The organism is Corallococcus exercitus, assembly GCF_003611585.1.
Lineage (GTDB): Bacteria > Myxococcota > Myxococcia > Myxococcales > Myxococcaceae > Corallococcus > Corallococcus exercitus.
In genome coordinates this window covers 1-21,784 of sequence record NZ_RAVW01000018.1, presented here as the reverse complement: position 1 = coordinate 21,784, position 21,784 = coordinate 1, and the positions used below count along the sequence as shown (strand labels likewise).

24 protein-coding genes and 1 pseudogene are annotated in these 21,784 nt (G+C 67.2%); 8 read left to right on the top strand and 17 right to left on the bottom strand.

The genetic code is table 11. The annotated features are described in order from the left end of the window. Positions 1 to 261 precede the first annotated feature (261 nt). The 6 genes and pseudogenes from D7W79_RS04020 to D7W79_RS03995 all read left to right on the top strand — a co-directional run. A pseudogene (locus tag D7W79_RS04020) lies at positions 262 to 570 on the top strand (hypothetical protein); the annotation flags it as partial. A gap of 319 nt (positions 571 to 889) precedes the next feature. After that, positions 890 to 2,164 carry a Tox-REase-5 domain-containing protein gene (locus D7W79_RS04015; protein ID WP_244221580.1) on the top strand — a complete coding sequence of 425 codons (1,275 nt, stop codon included), beginning with the start codon at positions 890 to 892 and terminating at the stop codon, positions 2,162 to 2,164. A 12-nt stretch (positions 2,165 to 2,176) separates the two neighbouring features. Beyond that, the gene (locus tag D7W79_RS46000) at positions 2,177 to 2,890 is read left to right on the top strand and encodes an immunity 52 family protein (RefSeq protein ID WP_120523996.1); all 714 of its coding nucleotides are present in this window, start codon (positions 2,177 to 2,179) and stop codon (positions 2,888 to 2,890) included. Positions 2,891 to 3,107: 217 nt separating this feature from the next. After that, complete coding sequence (locus D7W79_RS04005) at positions 3,108 to 3,650, top strand: DUF2378 family protein (protein ID WP_120523995.1); 543 nt, start codon at positions 3,108 to 3,110, stop codon at positions 3,648 to 3,650. Between the two features lie 149 nt (positions 3,651 to 3,799). Then, positions 3,800 to 4,342, top strand: coding sequence for a DUF2378 family protein (locus D7W79_RS04000; protein WP_120523994.1), 543 nt, complete (start codon positions 3,800 to 3,802; stop codon positions 4,340 to 4,342). A 15-nt stretch (positions 4,343 to 4,357) separates the two neighbouring features. Further along, the gene (locus D7W79_RS03995; RefSeq protein ID WP_120523993.1) at positions 4,358 to 5,917 is read left to right on the top strand and encodes a fibronectin type III domain-containing protein; all 1,560 of its coding nucleotides are present in this window, start codon (positions 4,358 to 4,360) and stop codon (positions 5,915 to 5,917) included. Positions 5,918 to 5,984: 67 nt separating this feature from the next. On the opposite strand, the gene D7W79_RS03990 is transcribed toward D7W79_RS03995, so the two are convergent. Continuing rightward, positions 5,985 to 6,680 (bottom strand): pirin family protein, encoded by a 696-nt coding sequence (locus D7W79_RS03990; protein ID WP_120523992.1) that lies wholly within the window; start codon positions 6,678 to 6,680, stop codon positions 5,985 to 5,987. A 108-nt stretch (positions 6,681 to 6,788) separates the two neighbouring features. After that, the gene (locus D7W79_RS03985; protein WP_120524015.1) at positions 6,789 to 7,694 is read right to left on the bottom strand and encodes a LysR family transcriptional regulator; all 906 of its coding nucleotides are present in this window, start codon (positions 7,692 to 7,694) and stop codon (positions 6,789 to 6,791) included. Positions 7,695 to 7,842: 148 nt separating this feature from the next. On the opposite strand from D7W79_RS03985, the gene D7W79_RS03980 reads away from it, so the two are divergent. Beyond that, complete coding sequence (locus D7W79_RS03980) at positions 7,843 to 8,391, top strand: YceI family protein (protein ID WP_120523991.1); 549 nt, start codon at positions 7,843 to 7,845, stop codon at positions 8,389 to 8,391. A gap of 18 nt (positions 8,392 to 8,409) precedes the next feature. Here the strand turns inward: D7W79_RS03980 and D7W79_RS03975 are convergent, their stop codons facing one another. The 6 genes from D7W79_RS03975 to D7W79_RS03950 all read right to left on the bottom strand — a co-directional run bounded on the left by D7W79_RS03975 (position 8,410) and on the right by D7W79_RS03950 (position 13,820). Continuing rightward, positions 8,410 to 9,339, bottom strand: coding sequence for a DUF4382 domain-containing protein (locus D7W79_RS03975; protein WP_120523990.1), 930 nt, complete (start codon positions 9,337 to 9,339; stop codon positions 8,410 to 8,412). A gap of 75 nt (positions 9,340 to 9,414) precedes the next feature. Then, on the bottom strand, positions 9,415 to 9,909 hold the full coding sequence (locus tag D7W79_RS43515) for a hypothetical protein (protein WP_158616883.1): 495 nt from the start codon (positions 9,907 to 9,909) through the stop codon (positions 9,415 to 9,417). A gap of 172 nt (positions 9,910 to 10,081) precedes the next feature. Continuing rightward, on the bottom strand, positions 10,082 to 10,804 hold the full coding sequence (locus D7W79_RS03965; protein WP_120523989.1) for a carboxypeptidase-like regulatory domain-containing protein: 723 nt from the start codon (positions 10,802 to 10,804) through the stop codon (positions 10,082 to 10,084). Continuing rightward, positions 10,804 to 12,450, bottom strand: a complete 1,647-nt coding sequence (locus D7W79_RS03960; protein ID WP_120523988.1) for a caspase family protein — start codon at positions 12,448 to 12,450, stop codon at positions 10,804 to 10,806. The genes D7W79_RS03965 and D7W79_RS03960 overlap by 1 nt, the downstream gene beginning before the upstream one ends. After that, positions 12,447 to 13,217 carry a hypothetical protein gene (locus tag D7W79_RS03955; RefSeq protein WP_244221579.1) on the bottom strand — a complete coding sequence of 257 codons (771 nt, stop codon included), beginning with the start codon at positions 13,215 to 13,217 and terminating at the stop codon, positions 12,447 to 12,449. The genes D7W79_RS03960 and D7W79_RS03955 overlap by 4 nt, the downstream gene beginning before the upstream one ends. Before the next feature lie 27 nt (positions 13,218 to 13,244). Continuing rightward, entirely contained in the window at positions 13,245 to 13,820 is a 576-nt protein-coding gene (locus D7W79_RS03950) for an RNA polymerase sigma factor (protein ID WP_171436227.1), read from the bottom strand. Between the two features lie 104 nt (positions 13,821 to 13,924). Between D7W79_RS03950 and D7W79_RS03945 the strand changes: the two genes are divergently transcribed. Next, positions 13,925 to 14,176 carry a hypothetical protein gene (locus tag D7W79_RS03945; protein ID WP_120523985.1) on the top strand — a complete coding sequence of 84 codons (252 nt, stop codon included), beginning with the start codon at positions 13,925 to 13,927 and terminating at the stop codon, positions 14,174 to 14,176. Between the two features lie 16 nt (positions 14,177 to 14,192). On the opposite strand, the gene D7W79_RS03940 is transcribed toward D7W79_RS03945, so the two are convergent. From D7W79_RS03940 to D7W79_RS03905, 9 genes are all read right to left on the bottom strand, one after another. Then, entirely contained in the window at positions 14,193 to 14,618 is a 426-nt protein-coding gene (locus tag D7W79_RS03940) for an OsmC family protein (protein WP_120523984.1), read from the bottom strand. 235 nt (positions 14,619 to 14,853) lie between these two features. Next, complete coding sequence (locus D7W79_RS03935; protein ID WP_120523983.1) at positions 14,854 to 16,023, bottom strand: zinc-dependent alcohol dehydrogenase; 1,170 nt, start codon at positions 16,021 to 16,023, stop codon at positions 14,854 to 14,856. 19 nt (positions 16,024 to 16,042) lie between these two features. Further along, positions 16,043 to 16,813: an SRPBCC family protein gene (locus D7W79_RS03930; protein WP_120523982.1), complete on the bottom strand. Its 771-nt coding sequence runs from the start codon at positions 16,811 to 16,813 to the stop codon at positions 16,043 to 16,045. Between the two features lie 227 nt (positions 16,814 to 17,040). Further along, positions 17,041 to 17,796 (bottom strand): DUF5953 family protein, encoded by a 756-nt coding sequence (locus D7W79_RS03925; RefSeq protein WP_120524014.1) that lies wholly within the window; start codon positions 17,794 to 17,796, stop codon positions 17,041 to 17,043. After that, the gene (locus D7W79_RS44780) at positions 17,793 to 17,927 is read right to left on the bottom strand and encodes a DUF6310 domain-containing protein (RefSeq protein ID WP_244221583.1); all 135 of its coding nucleotides are present in this window, start codon (positions 17,925 to 17,927) and stop codon (positions 17,793 to 17,795) included. The genes D7W79_RS03925 and D7W79_RS44780 overlap by 4 nt, the downstream gene beginning before the upstream one ends. Before the next feature lie 16 nt (positions 17,928 to 17,943). Next, on the bottom strand, positions 17,944 to 18,180 hold the full coding sequence (locus D7W79_RS03920) for a hemolysin III family protein (protein WP_439099175.1): 237 nt from the start codon (positions 18,178 to 18,180) through the stop codon (positions 17,944 to 17,946). Between the two features lie 274 nt (positions 18,181 to 18,454). Continuing rightward, positions 18,455 to 19,714 (bottom strand): HNH endonuclease signature motif containing protein, encoded by a 1,260-nt coding sequence (locus D7W79_RS03915; RefSeq protein WP_147441791.1) that lies wholly within the window; start codon positions 19,712 to 19,714, stop codon positions 18,455 to 18,457. 90 nt (positions 19,715 to 19,804) lie between these two features. Next, positions 19,805 to 20,953 (bottom strand): serine/threonine protein kinase, encoded by a 1,149-nt coding sequence (locus D7W79_RS03910; RefSeq protein ID WP_120523980.1) that lies wholly within the window; start codon positions 20,951 to 20,953, stop codon positions 19,805 to 19,807. A 185-nt stretch (positions 20,954 to 21,138) separates the two neighbouring features. After that, positions 21,139 to 21,678 carry a hypothetical protein gene (locus D7W79_RS03905; RefSeq protein ID WP_120523979.1) on the bottom strand — a complete coding sequence of 180 codons (540 nt, stop codon included), beginning with the start codon at positions 21,676 to 21,678 and terminating at the stop codon, positions 21,139 to 21,141. Between the last annotated feature and the right edge of the window lie 106 nt (positions 21,679 to 21,784).

Below are 21,784 nucleotides of genomic sequence, written 5' to 3'. Positions count from 1 at the left end.
CAGTGCCGCGGCCGGACCGGAGTTCTTCTCTACGGTCTTGCCGCTGCACCGTGGATTGGCATGGTCCTGGTACCTCCGGGAGAACATGATCAGCGGATGCCTTTCCCTCTCTGTAACCGTCCGGCCAAAGACGTGTAAGGGCAATTGAAGACAGGTCCCCGCCGTGCTCGGCAGGCGCCGCGAATCATTGCTGGGATTGAGGGGGGCGTAGTGAGGGAGCGTCAGGACGAGTCGACCGCGAGAAGGCGCTTCCATTCGTGCGGTGTCCACAATCATCTGAAGCTTTCGTTGATGGCCGAGGTGTTCAGCTGGGGCCGCTTCGACGTGGACGGGCGCGTTGCGGTGCCGATCCTTGACCGCTCCGTGGAAGTTGCTCTGAAGGGACTCGCGATGGGCGTGGGACGGCCTCCGGCACGCTACCTGGGCGGTTCGGAGCTGCGCTGGCGCTTCCTGGGAGGGAAGCTCTACGCGACGGAGATGGAGGGCACCCTGCTGTTCCCGGAGAAGGACGGCACGCTTCGGACGGCGGCCTTCGCCTCCGTGGGCATGGGAGGGGACAATGCGCGTTGAGGCCCTGCTGCTGGCCCTCACAGGGTTGGCGACAGGTTGCGTCTCGGTGTCGCCTACGCCTCGTCCAGGCGCGAGCCTGAGCTACACGGAGCGCCCAGCCGCCGCGCCAGCACTGGCGCGGTCGCCGCGTGAGGAGGTGCCTCCCAGTCGGGCCTCGCCGCGGACCTCCCTCGCGAGTTCCAGGCAGAGGGAGCGGATGCCGCGCCACCGGAATGGCCGGGAGGAAATGGCGGGCGAGGGCATGCGAGGACTCGGCGGGGCAGTGGGCGGCAGCCTCGCTCACAGGGACAGGAGGGAAGACGCCTGGGAGCAGCTCCTCGTGGACGCAGGCCTGGATGCCCAGGACGCGCGGCCTCTGTCCGCCGGGGGGCTGACACCCGCGCAGGCCTCGCGGCTGCTGGGGCAACTGATGCGGAAGCCCGTGACGCTGGGCAACTTCCCTCCCCGCATGGCGGCAGGCTTCCTGCTGCGGGAGGTGCTGGAGGGCGGCGAAGTTTCGCGGGAGGAGCTGCTGCGCCGGGTGGAGCGCTTCTCCCGGGAGCAGGTGGCCGTCCTCCGGCCGGATGGCTACCTCGCGTGGGCCCTCAATGGAAACACGCAGCAGAAGGTGGCTCCCGTCGAATGGAAGGACGGCGCATTTCGCGCGCACGGCTTTGAACTGGGGCGCTTCTACAGCGGCAAGGGCGGTGTCTTCCGGCAAGTCGATGCCCAGCTCCAGGCTTCGGACTGGCGGCCCCTGGCCGAGGTGTACAGCGACGCGGATGTCATCGGCCGCTCGCTGGATGGGGCACAGGATGCCTTCGTGGAGCTGTACCACGCGCTGGGGCAGGTCCTCTCCCGCCCCATGGACAGCATCGCGGCACTGCGCAACGTGCCGGCCGGTGTGGCGGCCCTCATCGCGTCGTCACCTGCGTACTGGGAGCGCTTCCGGTACATGACGCAGGGCGAGCAGATCCGCGAGGTGGCGCGGCTGGCGACGAGCCTCATCGCGACCTGGGGCGCAGCCTCGGCCACGACGCGGACGTTGACGGGAATGGCGGCCGGCGTGGACGCCACGGTGCCGATGCTCTCGCTGTCCGTGGAGGGAACGCTGGTCGTCGAGCGCGTCACGGTGCCGGTGGGTCGTGCGGCGTCGGTGTTGAGTGGAGGGCCCGGGGCGGCCATCATCCTTCAGCGGACCGGTGCGGCTTCGGGTCAATCCTCGTCCCCAGGGGACCAAGGCCCGGGGAGGTGGGAGAATGCCAGCGAAAGCATGAGCGAGGCATCTCGCAAGTACCAGGCCCAGATCACCGAGGCGCCGGCAGGGAAGGTCTACAAGGTCCAAGAGGTAAAATTCGACGGCTTCAAGATGGGGGTGCTCCTTGAAACAAAGGGGCCGGGCTATGCCAGGTTCCTCAAGGATGGGAGTTTCAGAACCTGGTTCCGAGGCGCTGACGGAATGCTTGAGCAAGCAAAGAGACAATTCAAGGCGGCCAAGGGCACGCCGATTCATTGGCATTTCGCGGAGCGCGAAGTTGCTGACGCAGTGAGAGACCTGTTCAGGAACGAAGGGCTTGGCACGATCAAGGTCGTATTCACCCCGCCGTCTTCGTAGGTATCAGCCCAGATGAAAGAGAAATATTACCTGGGGGCGTACTGGCCGGGTCGGGTTGAGCCAGTCGAGTCATACGCTCGACGTGCCGAAGCCTTCTTCCGCCTCCTGGCGTCTCATGAGCCTACGTTTAGCCGATGGTTCGAGAAAGCCGGGTCTCGTGCTGATGCGCTCAGGCGCCCATTTGTGCCGAATGCGGACTCGCTTTTCAATCTCTTCAGGAAGAAGTACCGGAATGATGAGGATGGGGTTTCTTTCTCTGCATGGAATGGGGAGCCCGATGGTGCAAGCACTGGCGTCAAGCTCGCATTGGGCTCCACCTCAGAGCTCCTGGGGGATCTTTGCGTGATGGACCTTCCGGCAGGAGGGGAAGCCAGAGAGCGTGTCCTTACCGCTCCCGTCCTTTCACAGGCGCTTCGCGCAGCGGCTTTGGCTTGGGACCCCGAATGGGGTGTCGCCACGTCTACGGCTCATCGAGACAGGGTGTCGGAGTTCGCGGTGCCGGGCACGTTCGTGGGCTGGGTCACGTATCTGTCTCGCCGTTTGGGTACAGTGCCCCCGCTGCCCGCTCCGGTGCAGATCGAATGGATCGAGGACAAGGGGACGCTCATCGTCATGTGTCCTGAGCGCTTCACGGTAAGCAATCCGGAGCACATCGCGCTCGCTGAGCAGGTGCAAGACCAGTTGAACCGGGCGGGACTGTTGAAGCCGATCCAGCCCCAAGGGTAGACACGGGCGGGCCCGCCGAAGCCACCCGGCCTCGGGCGAGTCATGGAAGTCGAGCAATGCAGGCATTGTTAAAAGATCGCGACCAGCCGTGAAACACACGGTGGGACGTCTCAGACCCGGGTCGGAGGGCAGGGGGCTTCGGATTCGTGGGGGGGCTGGAGTACTCTTCTTCGTGACATGGCGGAATGGGACCGCCTGGTTGGGGCCGGGGTGATTCGTGGAAGAGGAAATCGTCTATCGCCACACGGTGGAGGGGCTCTTTCGTTCCATCGGTGACCGTCTCACTCCGGAGCTCCGGGCGAAGTTGAGCGAGGTGGGGCTGGACCTGGACTCGCAGTCCCCTCGCAACACGTCCCGGACCGTCTTCGCGGATGCCCTTCGCGTCACCGTGGCGCACCTGTATCCGGATCTCGACGTGAGCGAGGGCTACCGGCGGCTGGGCGTGGGCATCATCCAGGGGCTGGAGCAGACCGTGCTCGGCAAGTCGCTCGTGTCGATGTGGCCCATCTTCGGCCCCGAGCGCGTCGTGGTGCGCATCCAGGAGAGTTTCTCCACCGTGAACAACTACATGCATTCGGAGTTGCTCACCCAGGGGCCGGGCCACCACATCATCCGCGTCAACGAGTGCAACGGGAACCCGGGCTACCTCCGCGGCATCATCGAGGCGGGGCTTGCCCGGGCCGGGGCCAAGAACCTGCGCGTGGAGCCCTTCGACTTCGATGGCCACGCCTGCTCCTACCGCATCCGGTGGGGCGGCTGAGCCTGGAGCCGGGCAAACCTTGAACACCCACTCAGTTCCGGTGTCCGGGAAAGACAGACGGACTTGATTGGAGTTACATCAGGGGCTGGTGAGCCTTCGTGGATTCGTGATGGCATTGCGCAATCGCATCCGAACCCCCGGACGGATCCATGGCCGAGCAGGTCGTCTATCGCCACACGATTGAAGGGCTCTTTCGCTCCATCGGCAGCCGGCTCACGCCACAGCTGAAGGACCAGCTGAAGAAGGCCGGCCTGGACCTGGGGGCGCCCATCCCCCGCAGCACTCCCCGGCTCGTCTTCGCCGAGGCGCTGCGCATCACGGCGCGGTACCTCCATCCCGAGGTCGATACGGACGAGGGCTTCCGGCGGCTGGGCGCGGGGCTCATCGAGGGCGTGGAGCAGACGCTGCTGGGCAGGGCGCTCGTCGCGATGTGGCCCATCTTCGGACCGGAGCGCGTCGTCATCCGCATCCAGGAGAGCTTCGCGACGGTGAACAACTACCTGAAGACGGAACTCGTCACCCAGGGGCCCGCGCACCACGTCCTCCGGGTCAGCGAGTGCAACGGGAACCCCGGCTACCTGCGCGGCATCATCGAGGCAGGTCTCACCAAGGCGGGTGCTCGGAACCTGAGCGTGGAGCCGTTCGACTTCGACGGCCACGCCTGCTCCTACCGAATCCGGTGGACTCCCTGATAAAGCAGGGAGTCCATGAAATCCTTCCTCCCTCGATACCGTGTGTTGTGTTTCACCGGCGCCCTCCTGGGGGCGCTGGCCTGCGGTCCCCAGGGTGACCTGACGCTCAAGCCGGATGGGACCGGCGAGGTCTCCCAGGCGCTCGCCGCCCCAACGCTGCTCGAAGCCGTGCCCGGCGACGGCCAGGTGACCCTCACGTGGACCGCGGGCCCTGCGGGCACCCAGGGCTATCAGGTCCGCTTCCGTGTGGGCGACGGCAGCTGGGTGTACCGGAGCGCTGGCACCAGCACCACCTACGCCGTCACGGGCCTCACCAATGGCACGCGGTACGAATTCCACGTGCGCATCAAGGGCTCCACGTCCGAGACGACGTCCACGTACTCGAACGGCCTGTACGCCACGCCCACCGCGGACGAGTGCTCCGGCTCCTCCGTCCGCCACATCACCGTCACCGGCGCGGGCTCGAAAGACGGCCTGACGGCGCAGAGCGCGGGCACCCTGGCCAACCTCAACGCCTTCATCCAGGCCGTGGGCCCCGGCGGCCTGGTGTGCATCCATGGCGGCACCTACGCCACCGGCACCACCGTGTCCCAGGGCGGCGCCCCGGGCTCTCCGGTCACCATCAAGGGCGTGGAGGGACGGCCCGTGTTCGAGTCCACCTTCGAGGCCTCCACTCGCGCCAAGACGGGGCCCGTGGCCTTCACCGTGAAGGCCAGCAACCTCGTGTTCTACAACCTGGAGTTCCGCCACGTGGGCACGTGCTTCAGCTTCAAGGCCGTGTCTCCCGTGGCGCACGTGACGCTCAGCCAGTTCCGCGCGGAGAACGTGGCCACCTGCGTGGACGTGGAGCGCTCCAGCACCACCGCCTTCACCGACCTGACCATCCGCGACGCGATGATCCTCCAGTTCACTCGCGGCGGCATCTTCCTCGCGTCCGGCACCAACCAGTCGCTCGTCGAGGACGTCTACATCGACATGGAGCCGGACCAGATTGGCGGGCAGGGGAGTGACTACCCCGTGGGCATCGCCCTCTACGACACCACCAACCACGTCACCCTGCGCCGGGCCACGGTGATGAACGTCACCGGCATGCAGACGGGCTACACCCAGGGAGACGGCATCGACGGGGAGAGCTCCGCGAGCGACGTCGTCCTGGAGGACAGCTACTTCCGCGGCAACGAGGACGGCTGCGTCGACACCAAGGTGCGCAACATGCTCATCCGCACCACCGTCGCCGCCGAGTGCAAGCGCAACTTCCGCCTGTGGCAGTCCGTCACGCCGGGCCCTCGCGTCGAAAGCTCCAGCAGCTACCAGCCCCGCGACGGCCACTTCTTCATGCACACCGGCACCACCACGGCCAAGGACATCGCCGTGTACTCCAGCAACGCCGCGAAGCTCGTCGCCTATGACTGTGATTCGTCCTCTCCGTGCACCTTCAACGCGGAAGGGCTCCGCGGGACGTTGCTGGATTCAAGCAAGCTCAACGCCACCGGCACCGTGACGGGCAACACGCTGGTGTACGGCCAGGCCGTCACCATCCCTCCGGTGCCCAACCCCACGTCGTTCACTCCGTAGGTCTCTGAAAACGACAAGGCCCCCGGATCCACGCATGGATCCGGGGGCCTTCTTCGTGGCCGGCGCATCAGGCCAGGTCGAACAGCAGGGCCTCCAGCGGCTCGGAGGCGGTGAGCACGAGGCTCGACTCGTCGGAGACGGCCACTCCGTCACCGGCCTTCAGGGCCACGCCGTTGAGCGTGCCGGCGCCGCGGGCAATCTGCACCCAGGCGTGCCGCCCCTTGGGCAGCGTGTACTCCGCCTTCTCGCCCGGGCTCAGCAGCGTGCTGCTGAGCAGCACGTCCTGGTGCACGGTGAGGCTGCCGTCGCGAGCGTCCGGGCTGGCCACCACGCGCCAGCGTCCCTGCCGGTCCTTCTCCGGGAAGAACTTCTGCTCATACTCGGGCTTCAGGCCCTTCCTGTCCGGGATGATCCAGATCTGCAGGAAGTGGACGTCCTCGTTGGAGCCGTTCATCTCGCTGTGCATCACGCCCGTGCCGGCCGTCATGCGCTGCACCTCTCCGGCGCGCAGGAGCCCCTGGCCTCCCGTGCTGTCCCGGTGCGCGATGGCACCGCTGAGCGGGTAGGTGATGATCTCCATGTCCCGGTGCGGGTGCGTATCGAAGCCCTCGCCGGACTGCACGCGGTCCTCGTTGATGACGCGCAGGGCGCGGAAGCCCATGTTGTCGGGGTCGAAGTAGCTCGCGAACGAGAAGGTGTGATGCGAGTCCAGCCAGCCGTGGTTGGCGTGACCGCGTGCTTCAGAAGGGCGAACGTTGAGCATGGTGTGTGTTTCCTTTCGAGACACAACATGCGCTCCGGAACGCCACCTGGCCAGACTCGAAGGTCGGGACACATCGTTCCATCCGCGGAACGAAACGCGTCCACCGTCTCAGCGTTTCGCGCGCTTGAGCGCCGCTTGCAGCTGGGGCCAGTGCTCGCGCAGCACCTCCACGAAGGCCATCACCTTGGGCACGTGGTGGCGCGTGGGCGGGTAGACGGCGTGCACCGGCGCACCCGCGGAGCTCCAGTCCGGCAGCACGCGCTGAAGCCGGCCGGACTCCAGGTCCTCGACACATTGCTGGCCTGGGATGAGCGCCACCCCGGTGCCCAGCAGCGTCACCGCGCGCAGCATGTCCGGCTCGTTGATCACCAGCCGCCCGGAGACCTTCACGTCGACCGACCGGCCGCCCGCGTGCAGCGTCCAGACGTTGCTCGCCAGCGAGGTGCCGAAGAAGAGGCAGTCATGCTTCGCCAGGTCCGAGGGGGTGCGCGGCGTTCCCCGCGCCTTGAGGTACTCCGGTGAGGCCACGACGAGCCACTCGATGTCCCCCAGCCGCCGCGCCATCAGCGAGGAGTCCGGCAGCCGCCCGGCCCGCACCGCCAGGTCGAACCCCTCCTCCATCAGGTCCACCGCGCGGTCCGTGCAGAACAGCTCCACCTGCACGTCCGGGTACTGCTCCATGAAGCGCGCCACCATGGGCGCGAGGAAGTGGACGGACAGCGGCGTCGTCACGCGCAAGAGCCCGTGCGGACCCGCTTGCAGGCGGGTCACCGCCAGCTCCGCCGCCTCCGCTTCCGCGACGATGCGTTCGCAGTGCGCGTAGTACGCGCGGCCCACCTCCGTCAGGTGCAGCGTGCGCGTGGTGCGCTGGAGCAGCTGGGCGCCCACGCGCTCCTCCAGCTCGGACACCTTCCGGCTGACGGTGGACTTGGGCATGCGCAGCGCCTTCGCCGCCGCCGTGAAGCTGCCCGCCTGGACCACCCGGGCGAAGACGAGGAGTTCGTTGAGGTCCATGGCCGTGCCCCATGCGAAGGGCACTGTTCCAGTCGTGGAACAGTGCTTCCTGTCCGTCCCGTCTAATCCGGAACGTGGGGGGCCGCTACCTTACGCCTCGTTGAAACACACCGCCGCCAACGCGGCGCTCACGACAAGGACGACGACCATGGCCACCACCCTCTGGAACATCGACACCACGCACACGGGCATCCACTTCAGCGTTCGTCACATGGTGGTGGCGAAGGTGCGCGGCAACTTCACGAAGTTCGGCGGCACCATCACCCTGGACGACGCGAACCCGGCGGCTTCGTCGGTCTCCGTCTCCATCGAGGCGGCGAGCATCCACACCGGCGTCGAGCAGCGCGACAACCACCTGCGCTCGCCGGACTTCTTCGATGTGGCGAAGTTCCCGGCGCTCACCTTCCAGAGCACGAAGGTGGAGCCCTCCGGCAAGCACTTGAAGGTCACGGGCCAGCTCACCATCCGCGGCATCAGCCGCGAGGTCGTCCTGGAGGCCGAGCAGCTGGGCATCGCCAAGGACCCGTGGGGCAACACCAAGGCCGCGTTCGAGGCGAAGACGACCATCAACCGCAGCGACTTCGGCCTGACGTGGAACCAGGCGCTGGAGGCGGGCGGCGTGCTGGTGGGCGAGAAGATTGAAATCGCCCTCGAGGTCCAGGCCGCCCAGGCGCAGTCGGGCGAGAAGGCGGCCTGAACCCCGAAGCTTGAAGCACTACTCGACTTCGAAGGACGTCAGCACGAAGTCCACGTGGGTCTCAGCGCCCGAGCCGACCGTCGCGGTCGCCGGGCGCGTGATGTTCGTGCTGAACGTCACGCCCTCGGGGCCCACGAGGTCCACCTGGTAGGTGCCGGGCAGCAGGAACTTGAAGTCCGCCACGTAGCGGGTGGCCGTGCTGGCGGTGAAGGCCATCGGCTCGCGGCTGCCGTCGGCGTTGATCAGCACCGCGGAGAAGAGGCCCAGCTGCGTGGGGCCCAGGGGCAGGGACACGCTGCCCGCCTCCAGGGAGACCTCCACGTTGCCGGAGAACTGGAGGTCCGCGCCCTTGATGATGGGCCGCATCACCCACTTGCCGGAGCCGCCGGCCTCCTTGCCGAAGCTCTGCGCGACGTCGAAGTCCACCAGGATGACCTTCTGGTCGTCATCGCTGGTGATGGTGACGTCGGCGTCCTTGTCGAACTTCACCTTGAGGCCGGAGCTGCTGGCGCTCGGCATCTGCAGGTCGCCGTCCACCTGGGCACCCTCGGGCAGGCCCGCGTAGTCGCGCGAGGTGGCGAAGATGCGGCTGCCGCCGTCCTGCTTCACCTGGATGTAGCCGCCGGTGATGACGAAGCGCAGTTCCTTGTACTTGCCCGCCGGAACCTCCGCGTCCTTCACCAGGTCCGCGGTGTCGTTGGCCAGCGTGAGCAGGTCGGTGGTGACGGGCTCGCTCAGGAGCACCACGTCGCCCTTGCCGTCCTTGTCTCCCTCCACGCTGCCCTTCAGGTAGACCTTCGAGATGGTCACGACGGCCTTCTCGATGCCGTCGCCCGGGGCGTCGGTGAGCTTCAGGGTGACGCGGGCGTTGCTGTCGCCGCAGGCCGCGAGGAACAGCATCCCCGTGGCCATGAGCAGGGTGGAGGTCAGGTGTCGCAGGGTCTTCATGGGGAAGCCTTTTGGGGAATCAAGGTTGAACGCCGGGGAAGACCCGCCCCGGCACGGAGTGGCCACGGCGACTTCTCAGCCGACCGTCGGCCAGCACTGCCCTTCCTGGCAGGACAGCGAATCGCAGCAGGCCGTCTCGCCCTCGGTGGAGCACTCGCCACCTTCGGGGATGCACACGGGCCCCGGACCGGCGTCGACGTCGCCGCTGGAGCCGCCGTCCGTGGTGCTGCCACCGTCGGGCTCGGAGGTGCCGCCGTCCGTGGGCGTTTCGCCGTCGCAGGCGCCCAGCCGGTCGCCGTGGTGCAGGTGCGCGGCCACCGCGGGCGCGCCCACCGTGATGGTGTGCGCGTTGGCGTGATTGCCCGGAGGGATGTGGCAGATGCTGATGCGTCCGTCGCCACCGGGAGCGGTGCCACCGTCGGTGGCAGGGGCCTCACCCGCGCCCAGGTTGTCATCGCCCGTGGCGAGCGAGGGATCCTCGGACGTCGTGGGGCCGCCGCAGCCCAGGGACAGCAGCGTCGTGCACAACACCAGCCATGCCGCGGAAGAGCGAGCGGTCGGGATACGCATGGTCATCCTCCTGTGAGACGAGGCGTTGGGGGGTTCCCCTGCGTGAGCGGGAGCGCCTCGTTGTCAGGAAGACCCGAAAACTCGCACGGTGGCCACAGGGCCTGGCACCGCGGGCGGAAGTCCTGACGGCTAGCAAATCCCGCGGAGACCCGGGGTCCTGAAATGTGTGGCTTTACGGAATGGTCTTTTCGCAGCGGAAGTCGTTGCAGACGAACGGCGATGTGCAATGCATGTCTTCAAGACATTGCACGCAACAGCCGTCCGATGCGCAGTGACTCGCACTGTCACAGCCCGTCCGCGCGCAGCCTTCCTGGACGTAGGACTTCTCCGGGACGAGCTCCACGTTCAGCACCGTCTGCTTGCCCGCATCCACACAGCCCTGGAGGGCCGTGGTGATGAAGCGGGGCGCGGAGACGCTGACGCCGTAGCAGCCCTCCGGCAGCGGCCCCACATGGCGGGGGGACTCGTCGTCGAGCCCGGAGGCTTCGATGGGAGTGCCCTCCACGATCACCCTGGCATCCAGCACCTTCAGGTTGCCCCGGGCGTGGAGCTTCACGAAGAAGGTGCCGGCGAACCGGGGCGCCACGGCCGGGACGTCCACGGACTGGCCGCCCTGCACGGTGAGCGGCACGCGCGCGGCCTTGTCCGCGGTGGCGAGGATGAAGAGCTCCGCGGGCCCCGCGGGCACGTCCTCCAGCGTGAAGCGGCCCTGCGCGTCCACGCCGCTGCGCACGCCGGGCGCGCCCAGGACGGACACCTGCGCGTAGGCGGGATCGAACTCCGTGAGCCGGCCGCGCACGGTGCCCGCGCGGAAGGGCTCGTTGTCCAGGCTTCCGCACGCGCCCAGGCCCAGGCCGAGCGACGACAGGGTCAAGAGCAGGCAATGGCGACGCATCAGAAGCGGTACCCCACGCCGGCGTTTCCGCCGATGAAGCCCACGGCCTGTCCCTGTCCGTCCACCACCACGTACGTCAACATCCCGTGACCCTGGGCGGTGAGCTCCAGCCGCTCGCCCAGACGCCACGCCAGTCCGCCCACCACACCGGGGCTGACGGTGAAGTAGCGCTGGCCACCGGAGAAGGCCTCCACGTCAAAAGACCTTCCCAGGTACAGCGCGGCCACACGCGGGCCCGCGAACAGCGTCAGCCGCTCCCAGCGCCACAGGTACGGCACCGCCGCGCCCAGCGTGAGCGTGGTGTAGCCGAAGGGCACCTCGCTGCCGGGCGCCATCTGGAGCTTCTGCCGTCCGTGTCCCAGCCCCACATCCACCAGCAGGCCCAGGTCCTGGAGCGGGAGGTCCTCCAGCCGCAGCACGACGCCCACCTGGGGCGCGGCGGGCAGCAGCTCGCGCCGGCTCTGGCCGTCCGTGAAGGACATCATGCCGCCCACGAGTGACAGCGCGCGGCGCGGGATGGCGTCCGCGAGCAGGCGCTCCAGGGGCAGGCGCTCGCCCCGGGACACGTCCACCTCGCGCCGCACGAGGACGGCGTCACCCTTGGTGAGCTCCACCGTGCGGCGGCCCGGGCCCACCGCGGCGCCACCCGGCAGCTCCAGGCGCGGCTCGCCGTCCACCTTGAGCAGGAAGCCGTCCAGGCGCGGGTTGTAGGAGAACAGCTCCGGCTGGCCCGTGCGGTCGATGCGGCCGGCGAGGATGACCGGATCCGCGCCCACCTCCATGATTTCAGCGGACGGCCGCTGGCGCCCTTCCGTGAAGGCGAAGGTGCGGCGACGCGAATAGTCGTGGGCCTCCGTGGCGGTGACGGCGCCGTCCGCGTTGCGGTCCGCCGCGCCGCCCAGGCCCTCGATGAGGAAGTACGTGTAGATGTCGTTGCGCAGGCCCTCGTCCTCGCGCGCCGTCTCGCCCCAGTCGCTGGCGGCGAACACCATGGAGGCGCGCGACGACTCCTCCAGCGGCCGCGCGTAGAAGCCGGACTTGATTCCGGCCAGCTCCACCTCCAGCTCCCTGGGCAGGAGCGACTTGCCGTTGCCGCTGTGGCAGGTGGCCAGCACCAGCAGCCGCCGCCGGCTGGGCAGCTGGTCGAACTCCGCCTTCAGCGCGTCCATGGAGAGCGCCGTCTGGGGAATCGCGCGGTAGGACGCGTCGCGGGTGACCAGGTAGCGCGTCAGTTCTCCCTTGCCGTCGCGCGCGAGCGTGCCGTGCGCGGACAGGTACACCATCACCACGTCGTCGGGCCGGGTGGCCTCACGCCGCAGCTGCCGCAGCGCCGCGAGGATGGCGTCGCGGGTCGTCTCCTCCGGGCGCGTGAGGACGCGCACCTGGTCGAAGTGGCCCCGCGCGGGGTCCTTCAGCGCCGCCGCGAGGTCGGTGGCGTCCTTGGAGGAGAAGCGCAGGGCGCGCCACTGGGGATCGTCGAACGACGACACGCCCACGAGCAGCGCGAGCCGCCGGGGCGTGTACGCACGCGACAGGTCCGCCGCGTCGAGCCGCAGCGGCACGAGCCCGCCCTTGTCTCCGGCCGTGGCGGAGGGACCCGCGCAGGCGCAGAGGAGGGTGAGCAGCAGGGGAAGGAGGTGCTTCACGGGGCCAGAGTCTGACCGGATTGGACCCGCACGTCGAACCTCACCACGGTGCCCGGGCGTGCATCCGGGCTGCCGTCCGCCTCAAGGGCGGCGAGTGCGTCCTGCTCCGACGCGGGCTCACCTGGCGCGAAGGCGACCAGCGCCAGCGACAGGTGGCCCTCGTCCGACTCCAGGCTCACGCCCGCCAGGCCGTCGAGCCCCTCCAGGTCGTGCGTTCCCGCGTCCAGGGGGAAGCGGCCCAGCAGCTCCGGGGGCTGGTGCCCCCGCTGCTGGTAGAGCAGCGCGGTGCCGGACTCCGTCGCGTGGTAGCGCAGGAGCAGCACCTCGTCGCTGGCGACGTCCGCCCCGGAGTCCAGCCGGCGCAGGCCGCCATCCGTGCCCCGGGCGACCACGGCCAGCTCCAGGGTGATGCGGCCCGGGCCCTTCTCGCCCGTCCATCCGGTGTCGCGCCGGGCGGGACCCTTCACGAGCGGCACCAGCACCACCATCAGCACGGAGGCCGCGAGCGCGCCGGCCATCCAGCCCCAGTACCGGGCCGGAGGCGGGGCGAAGCGGCGGGAGCGGGTCGCGGTGCGCAGCGGGACGACGGTGGCGCCTTCCTCTTCGGCCTTCCTGGCCGGGGCGAGCGCCAGCAGCAGGGCGTCCGTCCGCCCGTCGAGCGGATCCGTGTGCGTGGCGAGGAACGTCTCACACGCCTCGCAGGGCGAGGCCAGGTGCTCGCGGAACCAGGCCACGGCCTGGGGGTCGCGCGCTGCGAGCTCGGACATCGCGCTGGCATCCAGGTGTCTCATGGCTCAATCCCACCGTCCGGCGAGCACCCGCTGGAGGAGCTCGCGCTTGATGCGCCCACGAAACCGCTCCAGCCGCATGGTGACCGTGCTCTTGCCCACGCCGAGCTGTTCGGCGATCTCCCGCGCGGAGAGCTGACCCTCGATGTAGAAGAGCTGCACGGTCTTCTTCTCCTCGCCTTCGGGCAGCTCCGCGATGAGCTGTCGTACCACCTCGATGTCCCGCTCCACCTGGAGCGTGGGTGGCAGCGCCGGCACCGTCTCCGGTGTCGGATCCACCCGTTCCTCCTCCATCCGCTGGAGCAGGCTGCGGCGCTCCAGACGCGTGCGCGCCCGGTTGCGCGCGATGGTCAACAGCCAGGGGGTGAAGGCCCCCGGCGACTTCAGCTGGGGCAGCCCCCGGAATGCCCGCACGTAGGACTCCTGGAGGACGTCCTCCGCCTCGTCGGGACTCAATGTGCCGAAACCCGCGACCAGGCGGGCCACCAGGGGGCGGGTGAGACGATACAGTTCGCTGAAGGCGGACGACTCCCCCTGCGTCGCGCGCCGAACCGCGTCCGTGACGTCGTCCGTCTCAGCCACCTGCGAAGAAGACCTCCCTGGCACGAATCGGCCACGGGCCTGGATTCTTCCACGCGGATTCGCGGCTAGAGTGAGATCTTTCTCAGCTGGCGAGAGGAAAGCTCATGCGGCGGTACCTGGTGGCGCTGGCCTCGATGGGATGGCTCCTGGCGGCCTGTGGCCCAGCGGATGCCGCTCCGCCGGACAACCCCCCGGAGGAGGCCAGCCCGGGAGAGGAGCCGGCCGGTGAGGACCCCGGCTCGGCGGAGCATGCGCTCACGCCGTGCCTGTCCCAGTGCTACGCGACCTGCGTGGGCAACACGCCCGAGGTCGTCGCGTGCCGGCAGGACTGCCGGGACGCATGCGCCGGCGGCTGAGGCCGGCGCGGGTCCATCAGGTCGCGAGCTTCGCCTTGAGCGTGATGTTCACGCCCGCGAGCGCCTTGGAGACGGGGCAGCCCTTCTTGGTCTCCTCGGCGATCTTCTGGAATTGAGCGTCATTGGCGCCGGGGACGGTGGCCTCGGTGCTCAGCGCGATGGTGGTGATGGCGAAGCCCTCGTCCTGCTTGTCCAGCTGCACGTCCGCGTTCGTCTGGATGCGCGTGGGCTTCAGGCCCGCCTTCTCCAGCCCCAGCGACAGGGCCATGGAGAAGCACCCGGAGAGCGCCGCGCCGATGAGCTCCTCCGGGTTGCTGCCCGGCTGACCCTCGAAGCGGGTGCCCAGCGAGAAGGGCACCTCCGCGGCGTGCCCCGGCTTCATCGAACCCTTGCCGTCCTTCAGCCCACCGTTCCACTGCGCACTGCCCTTGCTGATACCCATGGCGTTCGTCTCCCCTGCGCGGAGCGGCGGCCTGCCGTGTTCGCGCGGCGCAAGGGTAGGGCGCTCGATGGGGCCGGGCCTTCCTGTCGCCAGCACCAGGCAGGGTTCTGCCGTGGACTGGACGCTCCCGCGTGCGAAGGCCTGGGTTCTGGACGGTTCATGGCGCAGGGCCTCGGCTCCACGACCGGCCGGAAGCGCATCCGGCCGGTCCGCACCCGCTGCCAGGCATTGCCGCTCAGGACGTGAACACGGCCCGCACGCAGCCATCCTCCTTCTTCTTGAACATCTCGTAGCCCTTGGGCGCGTCCTCCAGCGAGAAGCGGTGCGTGGCGAGGAACGAGGGATCCAGTTCTCCCTTCGCCACGTGCTCCAGCAGGCGGGGCAGGTACTTCTGCCCGTGCTGCTGCGCGGTGCGCAGCGTGAGGCCCTTGTTCATGATGGCGCCCAGGGGGAACTTGTCCATCAGGCCGTACACGCCCAGCACGGACAGCGTGCCGCCCTTGCGGCAGGCGAGGATGGCCTCGCGCACGGCCTGCCCCCGGTCCGAGTGCAGGTGCAGCGCCTGCTTGGCCCGGTCATACGCGTAAGCCGGCCCGGTGCCATGGGCCTCCATGCCCACCGCGTCGATGCATGCATCCGGCCCTCGGCCTCCGGTCATCTCCCGCAGCACGTCCACCACGCTCTCCACCTGGCTGTAGTCGAGCGCTTCCGCGCCGACGAACTTCTCCGCCATGGCCAGGCGCTCCGGGAAGCGGTCCACGGCGATGACGCGCTCGGCGCCCAGCAGGTACGCGCTGCGCATGGCCATCAGCCCCACGCCGCCCGCGCCCCACACGGCGATGGTGGCGCCCGGCTGGATGCCGCAGAAGTCCGCGCCCATGTAGCCCGTGGGGGCCGCGTCGGAGAGGAAGAGGACCTGTTCGTCGCGCAGGCCCTCCGGCACGAGGAAGCAGTCGTTGTCGGCGTAGGGCACCCGGACGAACTGGGCATGCGCGCCCGCGTAGCCGCCGAAGGCGTGCGTGTAGCCGTAGATGCCGGCCGTGGGGTAGCCGAACGCCACCTGCTGGTACTCGGGCTTCGGGTTGGTGTTGTCACACAGCGACCAGAGCTGGTGGTCGCAGTACCAGCAACTGCCACAGACGATGAACGAGGGCACCACCACCCGGTCCCCCTTCTTCACCTTCTTCACGTCGCGCCCCACCTCCACGACCTCGCCCATGAACTCATGGCCGATGATGTCGCCCGCCTTCATCGTCGGGAGGTAGCCGTCGATGAAGTGCAGGTCGGACCCGCACGTCGTCGACAGGGTGACGCGGAGGATGGCGTCGTGCGGGTTGACGATCTCCGGGTCGGGGACGGTCTCCACGCGCAGGTCGTTCACTCCATTCCAGCAAAGGGCTCGCATGGTTTCGTGCTCCTCTGGGTCAGTCCGCGCTCACGCGAGCGGAGGGGTTGTGGTCCAGCGTGGGAATCTCTCCGGTCTCCGCCAGGCTCTTGAACCGGCGCAGCGACTTCATCACCTGCATGGCCGGGATGCCGCGCATCCGCTTCGCCAGCGCCTCGCCCAGCGCGCCACCCGGGGGAGAGAAGGCGAGGTGCAGCGTCACCTCCGTGCCGAAGTCCGCGGGCGCGGGCTTGAAGCGCACCTGGCCCTGGACCTTCACGGGGCTGTCCTCCGTGGACTCCCAGCGGTGGAGCTCCGGCGGACGGTCTTCCACGATGCGCGAGTCCCAGCTCAGCTCGCGCCCCATGGGCCCGTGGATCTGCCAGTGGCGGCCATCCCCGCCCCGTGTGGACGTGACGTCCGCGAAGTGCGCCATGAGGCGGCTCAGCGTGGAGGGCTCACTCCACAGGCGGTACAACTCCTCCGCCGGACGGCCCACGGTGATCGTGCGCTCCACCTCCACGAGCGGCTCGCGTCGCGCTTCCGCGCCCGTGGAGACGCGGCGGAGTGCTGTCCTGCCCCCCGTGGACGGAGCACGCTTCCGGGAGTGCAGGCCCTGGTAGAGCAGGGCGCCGCTGGCCAGGGCCATCACCGTGCCCCCGAGCGAGCGGCGTCTCAGTCCCAGGGACATCAGCGTTCCCGCGACCACCGTCGAAGCGGCCCGGCTCCAGCGCCCCGGAAGGAGGTCTTCCTGGGAAGAGGCATCCCGGGGCGGGACCTCCCGCAGGGCCACCGTTCGTGAACTCGCCATGGTTCCTCCCGGCCCGACGCTCAGGAGGGCTGCACGTGCGTCAGGCACTCCCCGCGAAGCTTTGGGCACGACGGCTCCGGAACAACCGTGCCCGGGGCAGGGACGTGGGAACTGGCGGTCCAGCGTTCTTCAGTGAAGGGGCGAAGCGGCCGGCGTGTGGATGTGCTCGGGACGGATGCCCAGGCCGATCAGGCGTGCGCTGTCCGACAATCCCTCTCCGTCCTGGGTCAGGGCACCAGACGCCCGCCGATTTCGGGGAAGCGCTCGTAGGCCCGCTTGAGCGCGTCCAGGTGGGCAGGGGCGTCCAAATCGAGGGGCTCCTCCGTGAGTTGCACGACCCACCCGCCCGACGGCGTTCGCCGCGACCGTGACAGCAATTCGGCATCACGAGCAGGATCCGGGAACCCGATGGCCCGTGCGGCAGCGGCTGACCAGTAGTTCAACCACCCGAGGTAGTAGGGGATCTCGGGCGAACGGATGTGCTGGAAGAGCTTCAGCGCGGGCAACCCCCGGCGCGGGGAGGGTGGTCCTTCCAGCGTGGGGGCGATCTGATACGCGATGTCCAGCGCAGCGCCGTCCGGCGTTGCCTGCCCCCAGTATGCGCGTATGCCCTCGGTCACGGCTTCAAGCACGTTTGCGGCTGCCGTGACGACGGGCGCGTCCAGTGGCAGCTTCGCATGGACCTGGAACTGTGGTTGACCGCCAGCGCTCGCGCTGGCGAATCGCCGCAGCCCGGAAATGGTCACGGGGTGGCTCTCGTCGCCGTTGCATAGCAACGGGAGCTTTCCGCGTGTTGCTGCCTCAGCGAGCCAGGCTTCGCGTTGCGGTACCTCGATGGGACGCCCTTCTTTGTCGATTTCCCACTCCAGGCGCAAGCCGGGCAGCGCCAGCTCTACACCACGGACGACAGCGAGTGTGCGGCCGTCATCCCTCACGAGCGCAGGCGCGTAGACGTTCAGCTCGAGGCGTTTTCGTGTGGTCATCGCTTGCATCCCGTGACGACGATATTCAGGTTTTGATTCTCTTGCGGCAGCGCGTCTTTGTGCGCTTGGGTGGTCACGCCAATGACAAACAAATGTCCACATGCCGTGGCAGCGCCTCGCTCCTTCTTCAGCTGTTTCGCCGCCTTCTCAAGCGGGAACCTGTCGGCAATCCCTAACCCCCCCCACGCAGTCCATCAGCACGGCGTAGTGCATGGCGGTCGCGGCGACGACCATGAGGTGGAAGACCTCGTGGTAGCCGAACACGCTGGGTACGGGGTCGGGCCAACGGCGCGCGTACACCACCGCGCCCACGGCGTAGAGCACGGCCCCGAAGAACAGCCAGCCTACGCGGCCGGGGCCCATCACCCCCGGGAGGTGCCACATCACTTTGAGCGCTGGGACCGCGACACGCGCGACTGGAGGTTCACGGGCTCCGTTCGCCTCACCCCCCTCACCGCAAGCGCAGGAACGGAAGCGCATCTGCTGAGCCCTTTCACGCGTCAAATCCCTTGACGCTCACCTCTTCTGCATGCAGGCAAGTGGCCGCAGCTCGCGGCCCGTCCTAAGCGAACGGGAGTCGCGCTCCGGTTGATCCAGCCGCGTGCGGTCCATGACACCGTTCTCTGACGGACACAGGCCGTCACCGCATTCAAGCGAGCTAGATGTCAATTCCCGAGGAAGAGTCTCCATCTTCTGGGGAGTGACCAGAATAGCCATCATAGGGGCAGTCACTCGTTGGGTATGGCCCAAAGCCCGTCCCAATCGCGAGACATGTCGCAGGCATGGTTAAAACGCCAGCCTGCTCATCCAATGAACGCACGACACTGATGGACATTGCCGAGGACTTTCTCGTTAGGTGGCCCCAGTATGACGAGGATGATGTCGATTCCCATGCGTCAATGATAAAGGACAATTCAATTTTGTCCTTCTTTCGGCGAACCCTCCGCATCTGGTTGATTCCTTCTTTCGACACACCGTCTAGTTGCTTGAAGGTGTGCGCGCCTCGGCAGACCACGATGGTTCCAGGCGTAACAAGACCCTTGATGCTCTTCCGCTCCCAGTTGTTTGTTAGATCAACCCAGCGGACGCTCTGTAGCAGTGTTTCGATCATCCATCGATAGAAGCGGTACACGTTCGGTCCTGGTCCTGCAAGGCCCGAACCGTAGAGTTGATATATGAATTTATATTTGGATGGATCCTTGTCCTCGGGAATGCGAGCCGTGCCATCTTCATTTATCAGGCCAAGTCCCAGCAACCATTGGTGCATGGGTTGTTGGAGAGTGACATCTATGCCTGCGAGATGAAGACACTGCGGGAGGCGGACGTGGTTGAAGTAGTCCCAGAATTCATTCGTTAGCTCGTTAGTGGGCTTGAGAATTGCTGCGGCGCTTGTTTGGATTACTTGGGCGGTCCATCTCGCCTTGGCTTCGCGGAGACGGCTTGGTGTCAGGTTCTGCCCGAGTTCGCGCTTTGTATGCGCCTCGCCATGGTGATTGAGGCACAACGTGATCAGGTTGGATTCGTCATGGTCTCTGGAGTCGGACCACTCGTCGATGTGGTGGAGGATGATCGATACATTGCCTTTTCGGCAAATGCTGCATGCCCACGCGCTTTCGTGTAGCACCTTGCGCAGGGTGGCCTCGGGGATGGGAGGTCTGTTTTCGGATTGAAGTGCATGTATGAGGTGTTCGGGTATCCCGAGGGCGGCGAGTTGTTCTCCTGGTTTTTGTTTTAGGGATGAGATCGTTTCTCCTGCCTGGATGATTTTTTGGGCGAGTCCTGAGTCAAACCCTCGCTGCATTAGTGCGATGTGGGTTCTATTTTCGATCATTGCCGTGCTGGCTCTCGATTGAGGAGGCCTGGTATGAGGCGACGCAGCGTGGAGAACCGTTGAGGCGTACGGCAGGCTGGACTTCACTGGACGCTTTTCGCTCCTTCGCACTGGGCGAGTTCCACGAACTCAAAGCGACGTAGGACTCTCCATGGTACTGGCCGTCGAGAAGCGAGCTCATGCCGGGCTTGGTTCCGTCGTGATGAAGTCTTGGTTCCTCAGATTCTTTGGGCTCTCCTCGGCCATTGCTTGTCCGGCCCCTCGAAGCGCTGCTTGAATCTCCTGCGCGGCCATCCTGGCGGTGTAGCTCCCTCGCGCGCGCAGCACCTTCGCCAAGTCGTCTTGCAGCGTCAGCGCGGACATGTGCCGCTCTGCTGGTTTACGCCGCAGCAGCTTGCGGAAGATAGCCCGCGTGGGCTCTGAAAGCGTTTGTGTCGCCGCTTCTACGTCGGCCGGGGTGAAGGTGACCGCACGCAATATCGTCTCCTCCGGATCCACCCCGCGCCATGCGTTCCTCATCCGAGCGATGGCACTGCGCAGCGGCTCCGTTTCCTCTTCCGGGACCAGCACCCATAAATCCTTCGGAAGCAGGTTGTAGGCACTGAGCAGGTGTTTGCCGGTGGCGAATTCCAGCAGCACCGTTCCCAGCATGAACAGGTCCGAACGCGCGTCCTCGGGCTGGCCTAGCAATGCCTCCGGAGAAGCCCAAAAGACTTCGCCCCGGGTGTCGGGACGCCGCGTGGTGCGCTGGCCGGGAAGTCGTGCGGACGCCACGCCAAAGTCCGTCAATTTGACCTGTCCATCGAAGGTCACGCGGATGCGTGTCGGGTCAATCGCGCGGTGGACGATTTTCAGCGGATCCCCCTGTGCACTCCGGCAGGTGTGCGCGTGCGCCAGGGCCCCCGCGATCTTGGCCCCGACATACAGCATGAAGGATTCGGGGAAATAGCTCCCCCGCACTGCCGCGACGTCAAGGAGTGTATTCAGCGAGAAGCCGGCGACAGCTTCCGTAATGACAAACAGGGTCCCCTTGGCTTTGTGCGCTCCATGCACGCAGGCGATGTTCGGGTGTCGGAGGAAGGTGGCCAACTGGATCTCTTCCTCCAGTCGCTTGCGTGCCTCCTTCCACACCGCCGCGGAGTCAGACAGCGGCAGCGCTTTGAGGACGACTCGGCGGACCACCTTGCCCTTGACGCGCTGGAGGGCCGACAGGACGCGCTCGCCATGATGGCCGGGGCCCAGGTCTTCCAGCATTTCGTAAGTGGCACCCTTGATCGAAAAGAGCACCAGTCCTTCGGGAAACAGGGAAGTACCCGAGTACGGCATAGGCCATCTCCTTGCGGGCGAGCGGGAGCGGACGCCGCACCCATGCAGGAAGGAAATTACTGGCAGGTAGGCCCGAAAGAGAAGGACGCCACGGGTTGAAGACTCGGCATTATCGCAACCCTGTGGCTATGGCTATTAGGGACGGTTTTCAGGCGTCTCTCTGTAACGCGCCTTTACGCCCGGCCTCAATGCCACTGCTTTGTGATGAATGTCGCAGCGTCTCTTGGGCGCACCAGCGCGGCACCGGGCTTGGAGCCGGGCAGCTTGTCCAAGCCCCCATTGGATGAGAGGGACACGCAGACTTCGTGTTCCTCGCCATTGGGCATCCGGGCTCGCGTGTAGCGGCCCACCACCGTCGCCCCTTCTGTCCACACCCGCCCGTAGAGCCGCGAGCCCTTGGGCAACCTGCCGATTTCATGATCAATGACGGATTCGAGCTTCCCATCGCCCAGCAGGGTCAAGCACTCACCGTCTCGCCATACGCGGCCAGCGGCTTTGCATTCGTCGGGCGATCTCAAGTAGGGCTGCTTCGCGTCAACGATGATTGTCGCTGTGGAGCCGTCATCGAGGCCAACCCTCCAAACGCCGTCCACTGCCGCTGCGGAGCAACGCTCCTGCGTGGGCTGCACCTGCTGCGCGGGACAGCCCAACAGCGCGGCGGCCAACGCCCCCGCCTCCGCGCACTTCTTGAGGAATCCACGGCTGAAAGCGGGCGCGGACTTCATGGGCGGCTTCGCTGCGGGCGGATTCGAGGACGGATTCGTGGGGGCAGGCACAGAGGGACTTTCCTTCACAGCGGGGGGCACCTCGGATGGGGAGGGTACTGCACTG